Origin of the sequence: Actinokineospora sp. UTMC 2448, assembly GCF_024760565.1 — a bacterium.
GTDB classification, from domain to species: Bacteria; Actinomycetota; Actinomycetes; order Mycobacteriales; family Pseudonocardiaceae; genus Actinokineospora; species Actinokineospora fastidiosa.
Genome location: NZ_CP031087.1, coordinates 2,878,113 through 2,892,880, shown reverse-complemented (window position 1 = coordinate 2,892,880; position 14,768 = coordinate 2,878,113). Strand labels below are relative to the sequence as shown.

13 protein-coding genes are annotated in these 14,768 nt (G+C 73.0%); 2 read left to right on the top strand and 11 right to left on the bottom strand.

Annotated features, from left to right (window positions below; translation table 11 throughout):
• Positions 1 to 5: 5 nt before the first annotated feature.
• Entirely contained in the window at positions 6 to 803 is a 798-nt protein-coding gene (locus Actkin_RS13495) for a LytR/AlgR family response regulator transcription factor (protein ID WP_189214454.1), read from the bottom strand.
• The gene (locus tag Actkin_RS13490; protein ID WP_189214453.1) at positions 803 to 1,870 is read right to left on the bottom strand and encodes a sensor histidine kinase; all 1,068 of its coding nucleotides are present in this window, start codon (positions 1,868 to 1,870) and stop codon (positions 803 to 805) included. The genes Actkin_RS13495 and Actkin_RS13490 overlap by 1 nt, the downstream gene beginning before the upstream one ends.
• A 197-nt stretch (positions 1,871 to 2,067) precedes the next feature.
• Between Actkin_RS13490 and acs the strand changes: the two genes are divergently transcribed.
• On the top strand, positions 2,068 to 4,035 hold the full coding sequence (gene acs / locus Actkin_RS13485) for an acetate--CoA ligase (RefSeq protein WP_258907439.1): 1,968 nt from the start codon (positions 2,068 to 2,070) through the stop codon (positions 4,033 to 4,035).
• A gap of 35 nt (positions 4,036 to 4,070) precedes the next feature.
• Here acs and Actkin_RS13480 read toward each other — a convergent pair whose 3' ends face one another.
• Positions 4,071 to 4,769, bottom strand: coding sequence for an SRPBCC family protein (locus Actkin_RS13480; protein WP_258907438.1), 699 nt, complete (start codon positions 4,767 to 4,769; stop codon positions 4,071 to 4,073).
• Positions 4,770 to 4,868: 99 nt separating this feature from the next.
• A complete protein-coding gene (locus tag Actkin_RS13475; protein WP_396122987.1) occupies positions 4,869 to 6,734 on the bottom strand; it encodes an ABC transporter ATP-binding protein in 1,866 nt (621 codons plus the stop codon).
• A gap of 99 nt (positions 6,735 to 6,833) precedes the next feature.
• On the opposite strand from Actkin_RS13475, the gene Actkin_RS13470 reads away from it, so the two are divergent.
• Positions 6,834 to 7,592 (top strand): EI24 domain-containing protein, encoded by a 759-nt coding sequence (locus Actkin_RS13470; protein WP_258907437.1) that lies wholly within the window; start codon positions 6,834 to 6,836, stop codon positions 7,590 to 7,592.
• On the opposite strand, the gene Actkin_RS13465 is transcribed toward Actkin_RS13470, so the two are convergent.
• From Actkin_RS13465 to Actkin_RS13435, 7 genes are all read right to left on the bottom strand, one after another.
• Complete coding sequence (locus Actkin_RS13465) at positions 7,589 to 8,410, bottom strand: SAM-dependent methyltransferase (protein ID WP_189214449.1); 822 nt, start codon at positions 8,408 to 8,410, stop codon at positions 7,589 to 7,591. The two genes, Actkin_RS13470 and Actkin_RS13465, sit on opposite strands and share 4 nt — an antisense overlap.
• Positions 8,411 to 8,541: 131 nt before the next feature.
• Positions 8,542 to 9,447 carry a carbohydrate kinase family protein gene (locus tag Actkin_RS13460; RefSeq protein ID WP_258907436.1) on the bottom strand — a complete coding sequence of 302 codons (906 nt, stop codon included), beginning with the start codon at positions 9,445 to 9,447 and terminating at the stop codon, positions 8,542 to 8,544.
• Positions 9,448 to 9,484: 37 nt separating this feature from the next.
• Entirely contained in the window at positions 9,485 to 9,868 is a 384-nt protein-coding gene (locus Actkin_RS13455) for a nuclear transport factor 2 family protein (protein ID WP_258907435.1), read from the bottom strand.
• Between the two features lie 18 nt (positions 9,869 to 9,886).
• Positions 9,887 to 10,774, bottom strand: a complete 888-nt coding sequence (locus Actkin_RS13450; protein WP_189214446.1) for a helix-turn-helix domain-containing protein — start codon at positions 10,772 to 10,774, stop codon at positions 9,887 to 9,889.
• A gap of 176 nt (positions 10,775 to 10,950) precedes the next feature.
• The gene (locus Actkin_RS13445) at positions 10,951 to 12,213 is read right to left on the bottom strand and encodes a PucR family transcriptional regulator (protein ID WP_258907434.1); all 1,263 of its coding nucleotides are present in this window, start codon (positions 12,211 to 12,213) and stop codon (positions 10,951 to 10,953) included.
• On the bottom strand, positions 12,210 to 13,196 hold the full coding sequence (locus tag Actkin_RS13440) for an alpha/beta hydrolase (RefSeq protein ID WP_189214444.1): 987 nt from the start codon (positions 13,194 to 13,196) through the stop codon (positions 12,210 to 12,212). The genes Actkin_RS13445 and Actkin_RS13440 overlap by 4 nt, the downstream gene beginning before the upstream one ends.
• Before the next feature lie 15 nt (positions 13,197 to 13,211).
• Complete coding sequence (locus Actkin_RS13435; RefSeq protein ID WP_189214443.1) at positions 13,212 to 14,768, bottom strand: acyl-CoA carboxylase subunit beta; 1,557 nt, start codon at positions 14,766 to 14,768, stop codon at positions 13,212 to 13,214.

The window sequence follows — 14,768 nt, the reverse complement described above, 5'->3', positions numbered from 1 at the left end:
CCCGTTCACCGTCTGCCCAGTTCCCCGCGCTGGGCCGCCTGCAGCAGGCGTTCGCGCAGCTCGCGGGCGTGGCGGCGGCTCACGGGCACGTCGCCGAGGTCGGTGTGGGCGAGCATCCCGCCCACGGAGTCGCTGCGCAGCTCGCGCACGCCGTCGATGGCGACCAGGTAGCCGCGGTGCACGCGGACGAAGCCGGACTCCTCCCAGTACTCCTGCAGCCGCGAGATCGGCATGCGGACCAGGTGCACTCCGCTGGCAGTGTGCAGGCGGACGTAGTCGCCGTGGGCCTCGGCGTAGCGGACGTCGCCGCGGCGGACGTAGCGGATGCGGCCGTCGGTCTCCACCGGCAGCACGGGCATGGCGTCCGGCTTGGGCGGCGGCGCCTGCTCGCTGGCCTCGGTGGCCCTGCGGGCGGCGACGAAGCGCTCGACCCTGGCCAGCGCGTCGGCCAGGCGCTCGGCGCGGACCGGCTTGAGCAGGTAGTCCAGCGCGCCGATGCCGTAGGCGGAGACGGCGTGCCCGTCGAAGGCGGTGACGAACACGATCGCGGGCGGCTCGCTGAGCTTGGCCAGCAGCGAGGCGAGTTCGAGGCCGTTGAGGCCGGGCATGGAGATGTCGAGGAAGACGCCGTCGAACGGCTCGGCCTGGATCATCTTCAGCGCGCTGAGCGCGTCGGCGGCCGCGCGGACGTCGTCCACCTCGGGGGCGGCGCGCAGCAGCCTGCACAGCTCGTCGAGCGCGGCGCGCACGTCGTCCACGGCGAGCACGCGCAGACCACCGCCGCTTCTCGGGTCCCTGCCCATCACGGCATCACTCCCGGGGAGAACATCGGCATTCGGACGATCACCTTCGTCCCGGCGTCCTCTGCGGTTTCGAGGACCAATCCGTACCAGGAGCCGTACACGTTACGCAGCCGCCGATCGACGTTGGCCAGGCCGACGCTGCCCGCGGCGTCGCGGCCCGCCAGCAGCGCCTCGGCCTTGGCGGGGACCATGCCGACGCCGTCGTCCTCGACGGTGATCACGCAGTCGCTGCCCTCCGCCTCGCCGGTGACCTGCACGGTCCCGCCCGCCGACCGCGGCTCGATGCCGTGCCGGACGGCGTTCTCGACCAGCGGCTGCAGGACGAGGTACGGGATCGCCACGGCCAGCACCTCGGGCGCGACCCGCACCTGCACGCGCAGCCGGTCGCCGAGGACGGCCCGCTGCAGCGCCAGGTAGGTCTCGATGGCGTGGAACTCGTCGGCGACGGTGGTGTACTCGCCGTGGCTGGCGAGGCTGTAGCGGTTGTAGTCGGCGAAGTCGAGCATGAGCTCCCGGCTGCGCTCGGGGTCGGAGTGGACCAGCGAGGCGATGACGGTCAGGGCGTTGTAGACGAAGTGCGGGGAGATCTCGGCCCGCAGCGCGCGTAACTCGGCCTGGGCGGCGTGCTCGGCGCTGGCCTCGAGGCGGGCGCGTTCGAGGGCGGCGGTGATCCAGTCGGCCACCTCGGCGACCGCAGTGCGGCGCACCTGCCCGGCGACGACCAGCACCCCGGCGAGCTCGTCGTGGACGTGCAGCGGCGTGACGACCAGGGGCGGGCGGCCCGCCCGGGTCTCGTTGTGCAGGACCTGGTCGACCAGCTCCACCCAGCGCGGCCCGTGCGGGACCGTCCCGGCCCAGACCGGGCGGCCGGACAGGTCGGCGAGCCCGACGCCGCTCGCGCCGAGGAGCCTGCGCACGCCCCGGGCGGCGGCGCGGACGCGGGTGCCCGCGAGGCCGTCGGCCAGGTCGTCGGCGATGTGCCGGGCGGAGGCGAGCACCGCCGCCGGGTCGGTCCGCGACCAGGGCAGCCAGGCGCGTGGGGGCTCCCCAGGCTGCGGTGCCGCCATCAGCTCCCCTGTCGTCCCGGACGTGTCGGGGTAGATGTTATGTCCTGTCTCACCTTCTTCGGACAACGCTCGTGGACCGTTCGTCCCCGTCCCCGGACCATCCGTCGCGCGGACCGTCGATCGGCCCCGCGCTCCTCCTACTGTGACCAGCCACACCCGGCGACCCACCCCCAGGCCCGGCGCGGTTCGGAGGATCGATGAGCGGAAAGACCCTGGACAACCTGTCGACCGAGACGCGGGAGTTCGCCCCGCCCGAGGGCTTCTCCGCCCAGGCGAACCTGTCGGCGGCGGCGTACGCGGAGGCGTCGGCGGACCGGCTGGCGTTCTGGGCCGAGCAGGCGCGGAGGCTGGCCTGGGACACCGAGTGGGACCAGGTGCTGGACTGGTCGGACGCCCCGTTCGCGAAGTGGTTCGTCGGCGGCAGGCTCAACGTCGCCTACAACTGCGTGGACCGGCACGTCGAGGCCGGGCTGGGCGAGCGGGTGGCGCTGCACTGGGAGGGCGAGCCCGGTGACACGCGGACGGTGACGTACGGCCAGCTGCGGGACATGGTGTGCCAGGCGGCGAACGGGCTGGCGTTCCTGGGGCTGCGGGCCGGGGACCGGGTGGCGATCCAGATGCCGATGCTGGTGGAGGCCATCGTCGCGATGCTCGCCTGCGCCCGTCTGGGCCTGGTGCACAGCGTGGTGTTCGGCGGGTTCTCACCGGCCGCCCTGCAGTCCCGGATCAACGACGCGCAGGCCCGGGTGCTGATCACCGCCGACGGCCAGTACCGGCGGGGCGAGGCCGTGCCGATGAAGAACCTGACCGACGAGGCGACGGCGCAGACCCCGTCCATCGAGCACGTGGTCGTGGTGCGGCGGACCGGCGCCGAGGTCGACTGGGTCCCGGACCGGGACGTGTGGTGGCACGACCTGGTCGATGACCAGCCGACCACGCATGAGGCGGAGGCGTTCGATTCCGAGCACCCGCTCTTCATCCTCTACACCTCCGGCACCACCGGGAAGCCGAAGGGCATCCTGCACACCAGCGGCGGCTACCTCACCCAGGTCGCCTACACCCACCACGCGGTCTTCGACCTCAAACCCGACACCGACGTCTACTGGTGCACCGCCGACATCGGCTGGGTCACCGGCCACTCCTACATCGTCTACGGCCCCCTCGCCAACGCCGCCACCCAGGTCGTCTACGAAGGCACCCCCAACACCCCCCACCAGGGCCGCCACTTCGAGATCATCGCCAAATACGGCGTCACCATCTACTACACCGCCCCCACCCTCATCCGCACCTTCATGAAATGGGGCACCGACAACCCCGCCGCCCACGACCTGTCCTCGCTGCGCCTGCTCGGCTCCGTCGGCGAACCCATCAACCCCGAGGCCTGGGTCTGGTACCGCACCCACATCGGCGGCGACCGCTGCCCCGTGGTCGACACCTGGTGGCAGACCGAGACCGGCGCCATCATGATCAGCCCCCTGCCCGGCGTCACCAAGACCAAACCCGGCTCCGCCCAGGTCCCCCTGCCCGGCATCAGCGCCCAGGTCGTCGACGACACCGGCACCGAGGTCCCCCACGGCTCCGGCGGCTACCTCGTGCTCACCGAGCCGTGGCCGGGCATGCTGCGCGGCATCTGGGGCGACCCCGACCGCTTCACCGACACGTACTGGTCCCGCTATGCCGAGCAGGGCTACTACTTCGCAGGCGACGGCGCCAAATACGACAACGACGGCCACATCTGGCTCCTCGGCCGCGTCGACGACGTCATGAACGTCTCCGGCCACCGCATCTCCACCACCGAGGTCGAATCCGCGCTGGTCTCCCACCCCACCGTCGCCGAAGCCGCCGTGGTCGGGGCGAGCGACCCCACCACCGGACAGGGCATCGTCGCCTTCGTCATCCCCCGCGGCAAAGCCGCCGCCGACCGCGACACCCACATCACCACCCTGCGCAACCACGTCGCCCAAGAGATCGGCGCCATCGCCAAACCCCGCCAAATCCTGATCGTCGAGGAGTTGCCCAAGACCCGCAGCGGCAAGATCATGCGCAGGCTCCTACGCGACATCGCCGAGAACCGCGAACTCGGCGACACCACCACCCTCGCCGACCAAACCGTCATGAACCTCATCACCGAAGGCCTGAGCAACCAGAAGGCCGCTGCGGAGTGAGGGGTGGGGGTCCCGGCTGCGGGACCCCCACCGCCCTAGACCCAGCCGCCCACGCGGAGGGCGCCCAGCCACTTCTCCCAGGCCTCGCTGGAGGCTCCGCCGCCGAACAGGTGGTGGGCGACGCCCACCGGCCAGCCCCAGGTGTCGCGGCCGAAGAAGCGGTACAGCGCGTCCTCGGTGCGGACGCCGAGGAAGTTCTCGGTGCGGTAGTCCACGATTCCCGACACGCTCCCGTCGGGGGTGGTGAAGCGGACCCGCTCCTCCCCCGAGGTCAGGCCCAGCGCCTCCAGGACGGCGGCGTAGGACATCCCGGCCGGGGCGTCGGCGGAGACGTAGGTGGCCGTGCGGCCGGGGAAGTGCGCCACGTACTGGCCCAGGGTGTGGAAGTAGAGGTCGGTGTGGGCCACGCAGGACGCCTGCTCGGTGGCGTAGTCGTTCTCGTGCACCCCCTGGTGGACGTAGTCCAGCCGGGTCCCGCCGGGGACCTTCTCCAGGGTGTAGGTCAGCGTGTTGAACCAGCCGTCGTCGCGGGAGGCGTGGGTCGCGAGCCGCCGCTCGGGGTCCCACTCGGTGACGACGCCGTCGTCGAGGCCCTCCTGCCTGCCGCCGACGCGGGGCTCGTAGCTCACCGGCCAGAGCCAGCCGCCCGCGTTGACGGTGAGCGCGTCCCACACGACCGCCGGGGTCGCGGGCAGGACGGCGGTGTAGCGGACCTCGAACTTCTCGCCCTTCATGATCGAACCTTCTCTGTTCGCACCGGCCGGGCGTTCCGGCCGTCACCCACCCGACGGGCGGGGACGGCCGGAATCGACAGTGCTCCCCAGGATATTTCCTCAGGCCGCCGCGGGCTCCTCGGCGAACTGGGTCCGGTGCAGTTCGGCGTAGCGGCCGTCGCGGGCCAGCAGGTCGTCGTGGGTGCCCTGCTCGACGACGCGGCCCGCCTCGATGACCAGGATCTGGTCGGCGGCGCGGATGGTCGACAGCCGGTGGGCGATGACCAGGGCCGTCCTGCCCTGCAGGGCCTCGGTGAGCGCGGCCTGCACCGCCGCCTCCGAGGTCGTGTCCAGGTGCGCGGTGGCCTCGTCGAGGATCACGACCCGAGGGCGGGCCAGGAGCAGGCGGGCGATCGTGAGGCGCTGGCGCTCGCCCCCGGAGAGCCGGTAGCCGCGTTCGCCGACGACCGTCTCCAGCCCGTCCGGCAGGGAGGCGATGAGGTCGGCGAGCCGGGCCCGGCGCAGCGCGTCCCACAGGTCGGCGTCGGAGGCGTCCGGGCGGGCGAAGCGCAGGTTGGCGGCGATGGTGTCGTGGAACAGGTGGCCGTCCTGGGTGACCATGCCGACCGCGCCGCGCAGCGAGTCGGCGCGCAGGTCGCGGACGTCGACGCCGGAGAGCCGGACCGCGCCGGAGTCGACGTCGTAGAGGCGCGGCGCCAGGGACGCGATGGTGGACTTGCCCGCGCCCGACGACCCGACGAGCGCGACCACCTGGCCGGGCTCCACCCGGAACGACACCTCGTGCAGGACCTCCTCGCCGCCCCGGGTGTCGAGCACGGCGACCTCCTCCAGTGAGGCGAGCGACACCTTGTCCGCGGCCGGGTAGGCGAAGCGGACCTTGTCGAACTCGACCGAGACCGGCCCCTCGGGGACCTCCCGCGCGTCGGGCTTGTCGGTGATCAGCGGCGGCAGGTCGAGCACCTCGAACACCCGCTCGAAGCTGACGAGCGCGCTCATGATGTCCACGCGGGCGTTGGCCAGCGCGGTCAGCGGCGAGTAGAGCCGGGTCAGCAGCAGGGCGAGCGCCACGACCGCGCCCGCGTCGAGGCTGCCCGCCAGGGCGAGCACGCCGCCGAGGCCGTAGACCAGAGCCAGGGCCAGCGCCGAGACCAGGGTGAGCGCGGTGACGAACACCCACTGCAGCACCGCGCTCCGCACACCGATGTCGCGCACCCGCCGGGCCCGCACCGCGAACTCGCGGGACTCCTCGTCGGGCCTGCCGAACAGCTTGACCAGGGTCGCGCCGGGCGCGGAGAACCGCTCGGTCATCTGCGTGTTCATGGTGGCGTCGTGGTCGGCGGCCTCGCGGCGCAGCGCGGCCAGCCGGGTGCCCATGCGGCGGGCGGGGAGCACGAACACCGGGAGCAGGACCAGCGACAGCAGCGTCACCTGCCAGGAGATCCCGATCATGACCACGAGCGTCAGGATCAGCGTGACCAGGTTGCCGACCACGCCCGCCAGCGTGTCGCCGAAGGCGCGGTGCGCGCCGATGACGTCGTTGTTGAGCCGGGAGACCAGCGCGCCGGTGCGGGTGCGGGTGAAGAACGCGACCGGCATCCGCTGGACGTGGTCGAACACCCTGGTGCGCAGGTCGAGGATCATGCCCTCGCCGATGGTCGAGGACAGCCAGCGGTTGACCAGGCCGAGCCCCGCCTCGGCGACGGCGACCCCGGCGATCACCAGCGCCAGCACCACCACGACGCCGGAGGAGTCGCCGCTCACGATCGCCTCGACGACGCGTCCGGCCAGCACGGGCGTGGCCACGGTCAGCGCGGCCAGCACCGTGCTCAGCCCGACGAAGACCGCGAGCCTGCCGCGTAACGGCCGGGCGAACCCGACCACCCGTTTCAGCGTCTGCCGCGTGGGCACCGGCCCGGATCGCGCGCGCATCGTGTTGTAGAGCGACGACCACGCCGCCATCTGCATGTCCACGCTGTTCCTCCGTCGTCGGGTGTGGTGTCGAAGGTAGAAGCTCAAGTAATGTCGAAGTCAAGGCCAGCGGGGCCGGGGCACTACACTGCGCCGGTGATCAACGCGGTGCGTGAGTTCGGGGTCGGGGTAGGGCTGCTGGCCAGGGGTTTCCGGCTGGTCCTGTCGTCTGGGTCGATGCTGCTGAAGGGGGCCGTCCCCGCCCTGCTGAGCAGCCTGGTGCTGTTCGGCGGGCTGGTCGCGCTGGCGGTGAACCTCGGCGACCTGGTGAGCTGGATGACCCCGTTCGCCGACGGATGGTCGCAGACCTGGCAGACAATTCTGCGGATCGGCGTCGGGATCTCCGTCGCCGTGCTCGCCGTCGCCGTGTCGGTGCTGGTGTTCGGCGCCCTGACGCTGATCATCGGCGGCCCGTTCTACGAGAGCATCGCCGAGCAGGTGGAGGACACCGAGCTGGGCGGGGTGCCGTCGGCCCAGCAGATCGGCTGGGGCCGCTCGGCGTGGATCGGCGTCCGGGACGCGGTCCTGCTGATCGCCCGGATCGTCCTGTGGGGGATCGTGCTGTTCGCGCTGGGCTTCGTGCCGGTGGTCGGGCAGGTGGTCGTGCCGGTGCTGGCGGTGCTCGTCGGGGCGTGGCTGCTGGCCGTGGAGCTGACGGCCATCCCGTTCGTGCGCAGGGGGCAGGGCCTCAAGGAGCGGCGGCGCGCCCTCAAGGGGCGGCGGGCAATGACGCTGGGCTTCGGCACGCCGGTCTACCTGCTGTGCCTGATCCCGCTGGCCGCGCTGGTCGTCTTCCCCGCGGCGATGGCGGGCGGCACGCTCCTCGCGCACCGCGCCTTGACCGAGCCGCGTTAGGGCTTGCGGGCCACCGCGCCGAGCATGAGGTGGTTCATGCCGGTCAGCGGCAGCATCCGCGGTCCGTCCGGCCACCATTCATGCAACAACGACAGGCCGGGCTCCACCATTTCCAGACCGTCGAGGTAGCCCTCGATCGTGGCCCGCCTGCGGTGCACCCCGGCGATCGGGGTGTCCCGCAGCGCCGCGTCGAGCCGGTGGGCCAGGGCGCTGTGCTCGCCGCCGTCCTCCGGGTCGCACTGGTGGGTCAGCAGCACGTACGACCCGCTGGGCAGCAGGTCCACCCAGCCGCGGACGACCTTGGCGGCGACGGCGTCGTCCAGGATGTGGTGGATGACCGAGCACATCATCAGCCCGATCGGCCGGTCGAAGTCGATGACGCGGGCCAACTCCGGCGCCGACAGCGCGGCGTGCGGGTCGGTCAGGTCGCAGGGGGCCATGTGGGTGAGGTCGTTGTCCTCCAGCAGCGCCCGCCCGTACGCCTGCACCACGGGGTCGTTGTCCACGTAGACGACGCGCGCGTCCGACCGGTGGCGCTGCACGATCTGGTGGGTGTTGTCCGTCGTCGGCAGGCCGGACCCCAGGTCGATGTACTGGTCGACGCCGTGCGCGGTCGCCAGCAGGCGCAGGCAGCGCAGCACCCAGTCGCGGTGGTCGCGGGCCGCCTGCCTGGCCCCGGGGTCGACCTCCAGGAGGAGGCTGACCAGTGCGCGGTCGGCGGCGTAGTTGTCGCGGCCGCCGAGCAGCGCGTCGACCAACCGGGCTTGGTTGGGCCGGTCGAAGTCGATGACACCGCTGCGCGCGGGCCGTTCGGGCATGCGCTCCCCCGTCGAGACTGAAGCCTTGGACACGCACCGTACCCAACCCCGGACTCCAGGTCACGCCGCGGACGGCCTGCTCCCTCGCGTGGCGCGCGGGTTTCGCCCTTTCGGCGGTAGGCGCGTCACCGTCAGGGCAACAGTCCCCACACGTCGGCCAGGTCGGCGGGCCGCGGCGGGTCCGCCCCGGGCCGGGCGCAGGTGCGGGCGGCGACGGTGTTGGCGAAGTCCAGCGCGGCGGCCAGCGCGGCCTCGTCCAGGGCGGACATCGCGCCGAGGCGGCCGGACAGCCAGCGCAGCAGGCCCGCCATGAACGCGTCGCCCGCGCCGACGGTGTCCACGACGGTCACCTCGGGCCCGGGCCGGGCGGTCTCCGCGCCGCCGGAGACCGCGTGCGCGCCCTTCGCGCCGAGCGTCACCACGACCAGCGCGGGCCCGTCTGCCCACCGCCGGGCGACCTCGATCGGGTCGGCCCCCGGGTACAGCCACTCCAGGTCTTCCTCGCTGACCTTGACGATGTCGGCCATCGCGACCTGGCGCTCGACGCGCGAGACCGCCGCGTCGTGCTCGCCCGCCAGCGACGGGCGCATGTTCGGGTCGAGCGAGACGGTCGCGCCCGCTGCCCGGGCGCGCCGCATGGCGTCCTCGACCACGGCCGCGCCCGGTTCCAGCAGGGTCGCCAGCGAGCCGGTGTGCAGGTGGGTCCCCACCGGCAACGCCGTCAGGTCGGTGACGTCCCAGTCGAGCCGGAAGTCGTAGGCGGCCACGCCCTCGGCGTCCGTGGCGGCGAAGGCGACGCTGGTCTGCCCGGTCAGCGCGGGCAGGGCGACCACCTCGACGCCGTCGGCGGCGAGGTGGTCGCGGACCATCCGGCCGAACAGGTCGTCGCCCACCCGGGTGCCCAGCCGGGCGGGGGCGCCGAGCCGGGCGAGGCCGAGCGCGACGTTGGCCGGGCTCCCGCCGGGGTGGGCGACGAAGGTGCGGCCGTCCGGGCCTGCGATCAGGTCGGCCAGCGCCTCGCCAACAACGGTGATCACCTGGGCGTCTCCTCTCCAGCAGGGAGAGCCTGCCACATCAGCCGCGTTCGGAGCGCTCCCACCCGGTCCCGTGGCCGGGCTGGACCATGGTCTGGAACGCCCAGCCGTCCGGGGTCCGGACCAGGATGTCGGCGTAGCGCATCCGGACGTCGCCGTAGGTCGCGTCGGTGAACACGACGGCCAGGTTGTCTCCCAACAGGTGCGGGGTGCGCACGGACCGCAGCTCGGCGCCCTCGCCCACGACCTCCTTCATCACCGCGATGAACTCGGCGCGGTCCCAGGTGCGCGCGGCGGCGGTGCCGCCGGGGATGTCGGTCACGACGTTCAGCGGGAAGATGGCCAGGTCGGCCAGCCCCTCGACGTCCCCGCGGGCGGCGCGGGCGTCGTACTCGGCGAACCAGGCCAGGATCTCGTCAACCATATCGTACAGTGTACGGGATTACCACGACCAGCGCAGCCCGTATTTCCCGGGCGGCAGGTCGAGGCCGAGCGCGTGCGCGGTGTACTCGGAGTCCAGGTCGACGGCGCGCACCCGCTCCATGCCGTCGACCTCGGAGAACTGCACGCAGTGGTGCGGCAGCGCCGCCGGGTGGAAGCAGACCTCGATCAGGTACTCGCGCACCGGCAGCCTGCTGATCCGCTGGTGGCTGACCGCGATCGGCGGCGTGGCGCTGTGCAGCGCGTGCTCGACCACGATCGTCTCCCGGCGGGCCAGCGGGCGGTCGAACACCAACTCGGCGGCGACGAGCCCCGCCTCGTCGTCGATGTCGACCTGGCCGACCGAGCAGTTGCGGACGGGCACGACCACCGGCGCGGGCGAGTCCGGCCCGTCGCCCCAGCAGACGACCACGATCCGGTCGATGCCGTCCTGCTCCGCGCGCAGCACCTGCCGGGTGTGCTGGACCCGCTTGACCCGGTCCGCCCCGATCTCGACGCGGTCGTGCGCGCTGAGCCTGCTGAGCTGGCCGTCCCGGCTCAGGTCGTGCCGGTCGAGGAGCCTGCGCACCTGCTCGACGCGGTGCCACGGCGCCGCCGCGGTGATCGGCTCCACCTCGCGCTTGGCCGCCCAGCCGCGCGGCCTGCGCTCGGGCAGCAGCCTCCGTAGCCCGCCTGCGGGCAAACCCAGCAGGTCCTCCAGTTCGGCGAGCGCGGCCAACGACCGCGCCCGCTCGGGCCTGCTGCGCCCCGAACACCAGTAGCTGAGGGTGGCCAGACTGACCGGCGTGCCGCGCCCGCGCAGCTCGGCGGCCAACTTCTCCAGCGTCACCCCCGCCCCGGCGATGGCGGCACGCAGTCCCGTCGCGAAAGGCGGTGGCGGCTCCGTCACCTGGCGCACGCTAGCCGGCTGACCCGATCCCGCAAAGCAACCTGCGACCGGCGGTCCCCCAACCGCGACGAGCCGCCGCCGATCACGTCATGGCATGGCGGGCCGTCATACCGCGATTCGGTCCAGTCCGGAGTCGTCGTTTCGGCAGAGCGGCCCACCGGGCAGACCAGGGCGGGTCAAGCGCCGGGGGCGGGGTCGGTAGGGCCCGGTCTGGGGTCGGCGGGCTTCGGTTGGTGGGCTGGGGGGAGCCAGGCGTGGGCGGCCACCTCCATCAGGAAGCGGTCCTCCGGGTTGGCCAGGTGGTCGCCGAGGAGGGATTCGAGGTGGGTCAGGCGGTAGCGGACCGTTTGGGGGTGGACGGCGAGGAGGGTGGCCGCGGTGTTGACGTCGCCCCGGGCGCGGAGCCAGGCGTGGAGGGTGGTGGCGGCGCGGTCGCGTTGCTTGGTGGTCAGGGGGTGGAGGACGGCTCGGACGCGTTCGGCCATGTGGGCGACCAGCGGCTCGTCGGCGAACATCAGGAGGGTGCCCAGGTGCCGGTCGCAGTGGATCAGGTCGGTGTCGGGCAGGATCCTGCGGTGGCGCAGGGCCAGGGCCCGGCGGGCCACCGCGCGCGAGCGGTGGGCGTCGGCCAGCGGGACCGCGGGGCCGATGGCGGCGCGCCTGCCCGCCAGGGCGGGGCGCAGGGCGTCCACGGCCGCCGGGTCCGGGTCGGGCAGGATCAGGCACGGGTCCGTGCTCTCCAGGTCCACCAGCACATCCCGGCCCAGGGACGGCGGCGGCATGCGCAGGTGGTCGGGGCGGTACTCCAGCACGACGACGGCCACCGAGCCCGGCAGCGGCCAGTCGACGGCGGCGGCGAGGTCGGCCAGGGGCTGGGCCTGGCCGGGCTGGTCGGACAGCACCAGCTTGAGCAGCTGGCGCCGCTTGCGCTCGTACGACCCGCTCGCCTGCGCCTGGGCCTCGGTATACCCCGCGACAGCCACCACGCAGATGTCGTCGACGTAGGCGAAGATCGCCTCGGCCAGGGTGAGCAGGGCGTCGGCGGACATGCCGAGTTCCTGGCCCGCGCGGCCGAGGTGCCGCCACACCGTGCGCGCGCCGACGCGCACGGCCGTCTGCAGGGAGTCCATCGTGCGGCCCTCGAGGAACTCCACCCGCCCGGCGTAGCGGAACACCTCGAGCCACTCCGCCCGGGACGCCTGCGGGTCCTCGATGAAGCGGAAGCACTGCATGATCGCCATCTCGACCCCGCCCACCAGCACCTCGCGGAACTTGCCGGTGAGCGGGCGGCGGTAGTCGGGGACGGCGTCGCGGACCGCGGCCACCACGTCGGCGATCATCTTCCCGGCCAGCGGCCGGACCTTCGCCACGCCCTCGGGCACCAGCTCGGCCCAGATGGGCGGGGCGCTCAGCCCGCGCTCGGACGCGGCGGCGGTCACGACGGCAGCCCGAGTCCCCGGGCGAGCACCGGCCAGGACGCCTTGAACTCGCGCTCCCAGTACGGCCAGCTGTGGGTGCCGTCGCCGTAGTAGTTCACCGTCACGGGGATGCCCGAGCGGCGCAGCTTGTCGGTGAACGACCGCGACGACAGCTCCGACAGCGGCTCGATCAGGTCCCAGCCGCCCGGGTCCAGCGGGCCGCCCCGTCCGTTGCCCGACGAGACGTACAGCCCGATCCCGCGTAGCTTCTCCACGTTGTCGTAGGGGTTGCGCGCCCGCCAGATCGACCCCTGCAGCCACTCGCTGCCCCACAGGTTGAACGCCGCCAGCCCCTCGGTGGTCAGCAGGCCCTGGATGAACTTCGGCACCCCGTACAGCGTCGTGTTCGGGACCCCGCTGTAGGACGCGGCCGCGCCGAACATGCCCTGGTGGCGGAAGGCGTACGCCATCGCGCCGTACCCGCCGATGGACAGCCCCGCCACGGCCCGCCGGTCGCCTGCGCGGTAGCCGCGCTCCAGGATCTGGCGCAGCTCGGTGACGTGGAAGGTCTCCCAGTCCGGCTTGTTCGACAGTCCGAAGTTCCACCAGGCCGAGTACATGCCCGCGCGGCCGTCGGTCGGCAGGACGGCGATGACGTCCTTGTCGGCGGTGAACTCCTCGACGTCGGTGTAGGCGGTCCAGGACTTGTAGTCCTCGTCCTCGCAGCAGCCGTGCAGCAGGTACAGCACCGGCCACGTGCGGTCCTGGGTGTCGAACCCGCGCGGCAGAAGCAGCCGCACCATCCCGGTCTTGCCGCCCAGCGCGGGCGAGAGGATCTCCAGGTCGAGGATGCGCTCGCCGACGCGGGTCTGGGACACCACGCGCGCGCCGTCGTCGGCCACCGCGGCGGTCGGGGCGGCCTCCGCCCGTTCCGACGGCGCGGACAACGGCACGGCGACCGCGGCTAACACCGCCACCAGCGCGATCCATCTGACACGGGACATGGGGAGACCTCCGGGCTAAAGCGGGATGTTGCCGTGCTTGCGGAAGGGGACGCCGACGGTCTTGCCGCGCAGCAGCCGCAGGGCGCGGGCCACGGCGACGCGGGTGTCGGCGGGATCGATGACGGCGTCGACGTAGCCCAGCTCGGCGGCCAGGTACGGCGAGCTGTGCGAGTGCCGCAGCCGGTCGGCGATCTCGCGCTCGCGCTCGGCCCGCGCCGCGCCGCTCAGCCCGGCCAGCTCGCGGCGGTGCAGCACCTGCACCGCGCCCTCCGCGCCGACGACGGCGATGCGCGCGGTCGGCCAGGCGAGGTTGACGTCGGCCCCCAGGTGCTTGGACCCCATGACCGCGTACCCGCCGCCGTACGCCTTGCGCACCACGACGGTCACCAGCGGCACCGTGGCCTCGGAGTAGGCGTAGACGAGCTTGGCCCCGCGCCGGATGATGCCGCCGCGCTCCTGCTCCACGCCCGGCAGGTAGCCCGGCACGTCGGCGAAGGTCAGGATGGGGATGCCGAAGGCGTCGCAGAACCGGACGAACCGCGCGGCCTTCTCCGAGGCGTCGATGTCGAGCACGCCCGCGTTGTGCGCGGGCTGGTTGGCGACCACGCCCACGGTCCGCCCGGCGACCCGGCCGAACGCGCAGAACATGTTGCGGGCGAAGCCGTCGTGCACGGCCAGCAGGTCGCCGTCGTCGACCACGCGGGAGACGACCTCGGTGACGTCGTAGGCCGCGTTCTCCGAGTCGGGGACGATGCCGCGCAGCTCGTAGTCGGTGGCGGTCAGCCCGGGCGAGGTGTCGTCGGCGTACTCCGGGACGGGGTCGCGGTTGTTGGCGGGCAGGAACCCGAGCAGCGTGCGCACCCAGTCCAGCGCGTCGTCCTCGTCGTCGGCGAGGTGGTGGGCGTTGCCGGAGACGGTGGCGTTGGTGTCGGCGCCGCCGAGCTCGTCGAGGGTCGCCTCGACCCCGGTCGCGGCGCGCACGACGTCCGGCCCGGTGACGACCATGTACGAGGTCTTGCGCACCACGACGGTGAAGTCCGTCAGCGCCGGGGTGTAGACGGCACCGCCCGCGCACGGGCCCAGGATCAGCGAGATCTGCGGGACGACGCCGGACGCGGCAGCGTGTCTGCGGGCCAGGCCCGCGTACCCGGCGAGGGCGGCCACGCCCTCCTGGATGCGCGCGCCGCCGCCGTCGTTGATGCCGACCACCGGGCAGCCGATCTTGACCGCGAGGTCGAGCACCTTCTGCGCGGTGGCCGCCGACGCCTCGCCCAGCGACCCGCCGAACACCGCGAAGTCCTGCGCGTACAGGCACACCGGCCGCCCGTCCACGGTGGCGTGGCCCGCGACGATGCCGTCGCCGTAGGGCCGGTCGTCCTCCCCGCCCCGGTGCCGGGTGAACGCGTCGATCTGCACGAACGACCCCGGGTCGACGAACCGCTCGACGCGCTCGCGCACGGTGAGCTTGCCGCGCGGGTGCTGGCGGTCGGCCGCGCGCTTCTCGGCCTGCCGCACCGCCTCGTCGGCGCGCAGGACCAGGTCCTCGATCCGGGCGTGGGTCGCGTCGGGCAT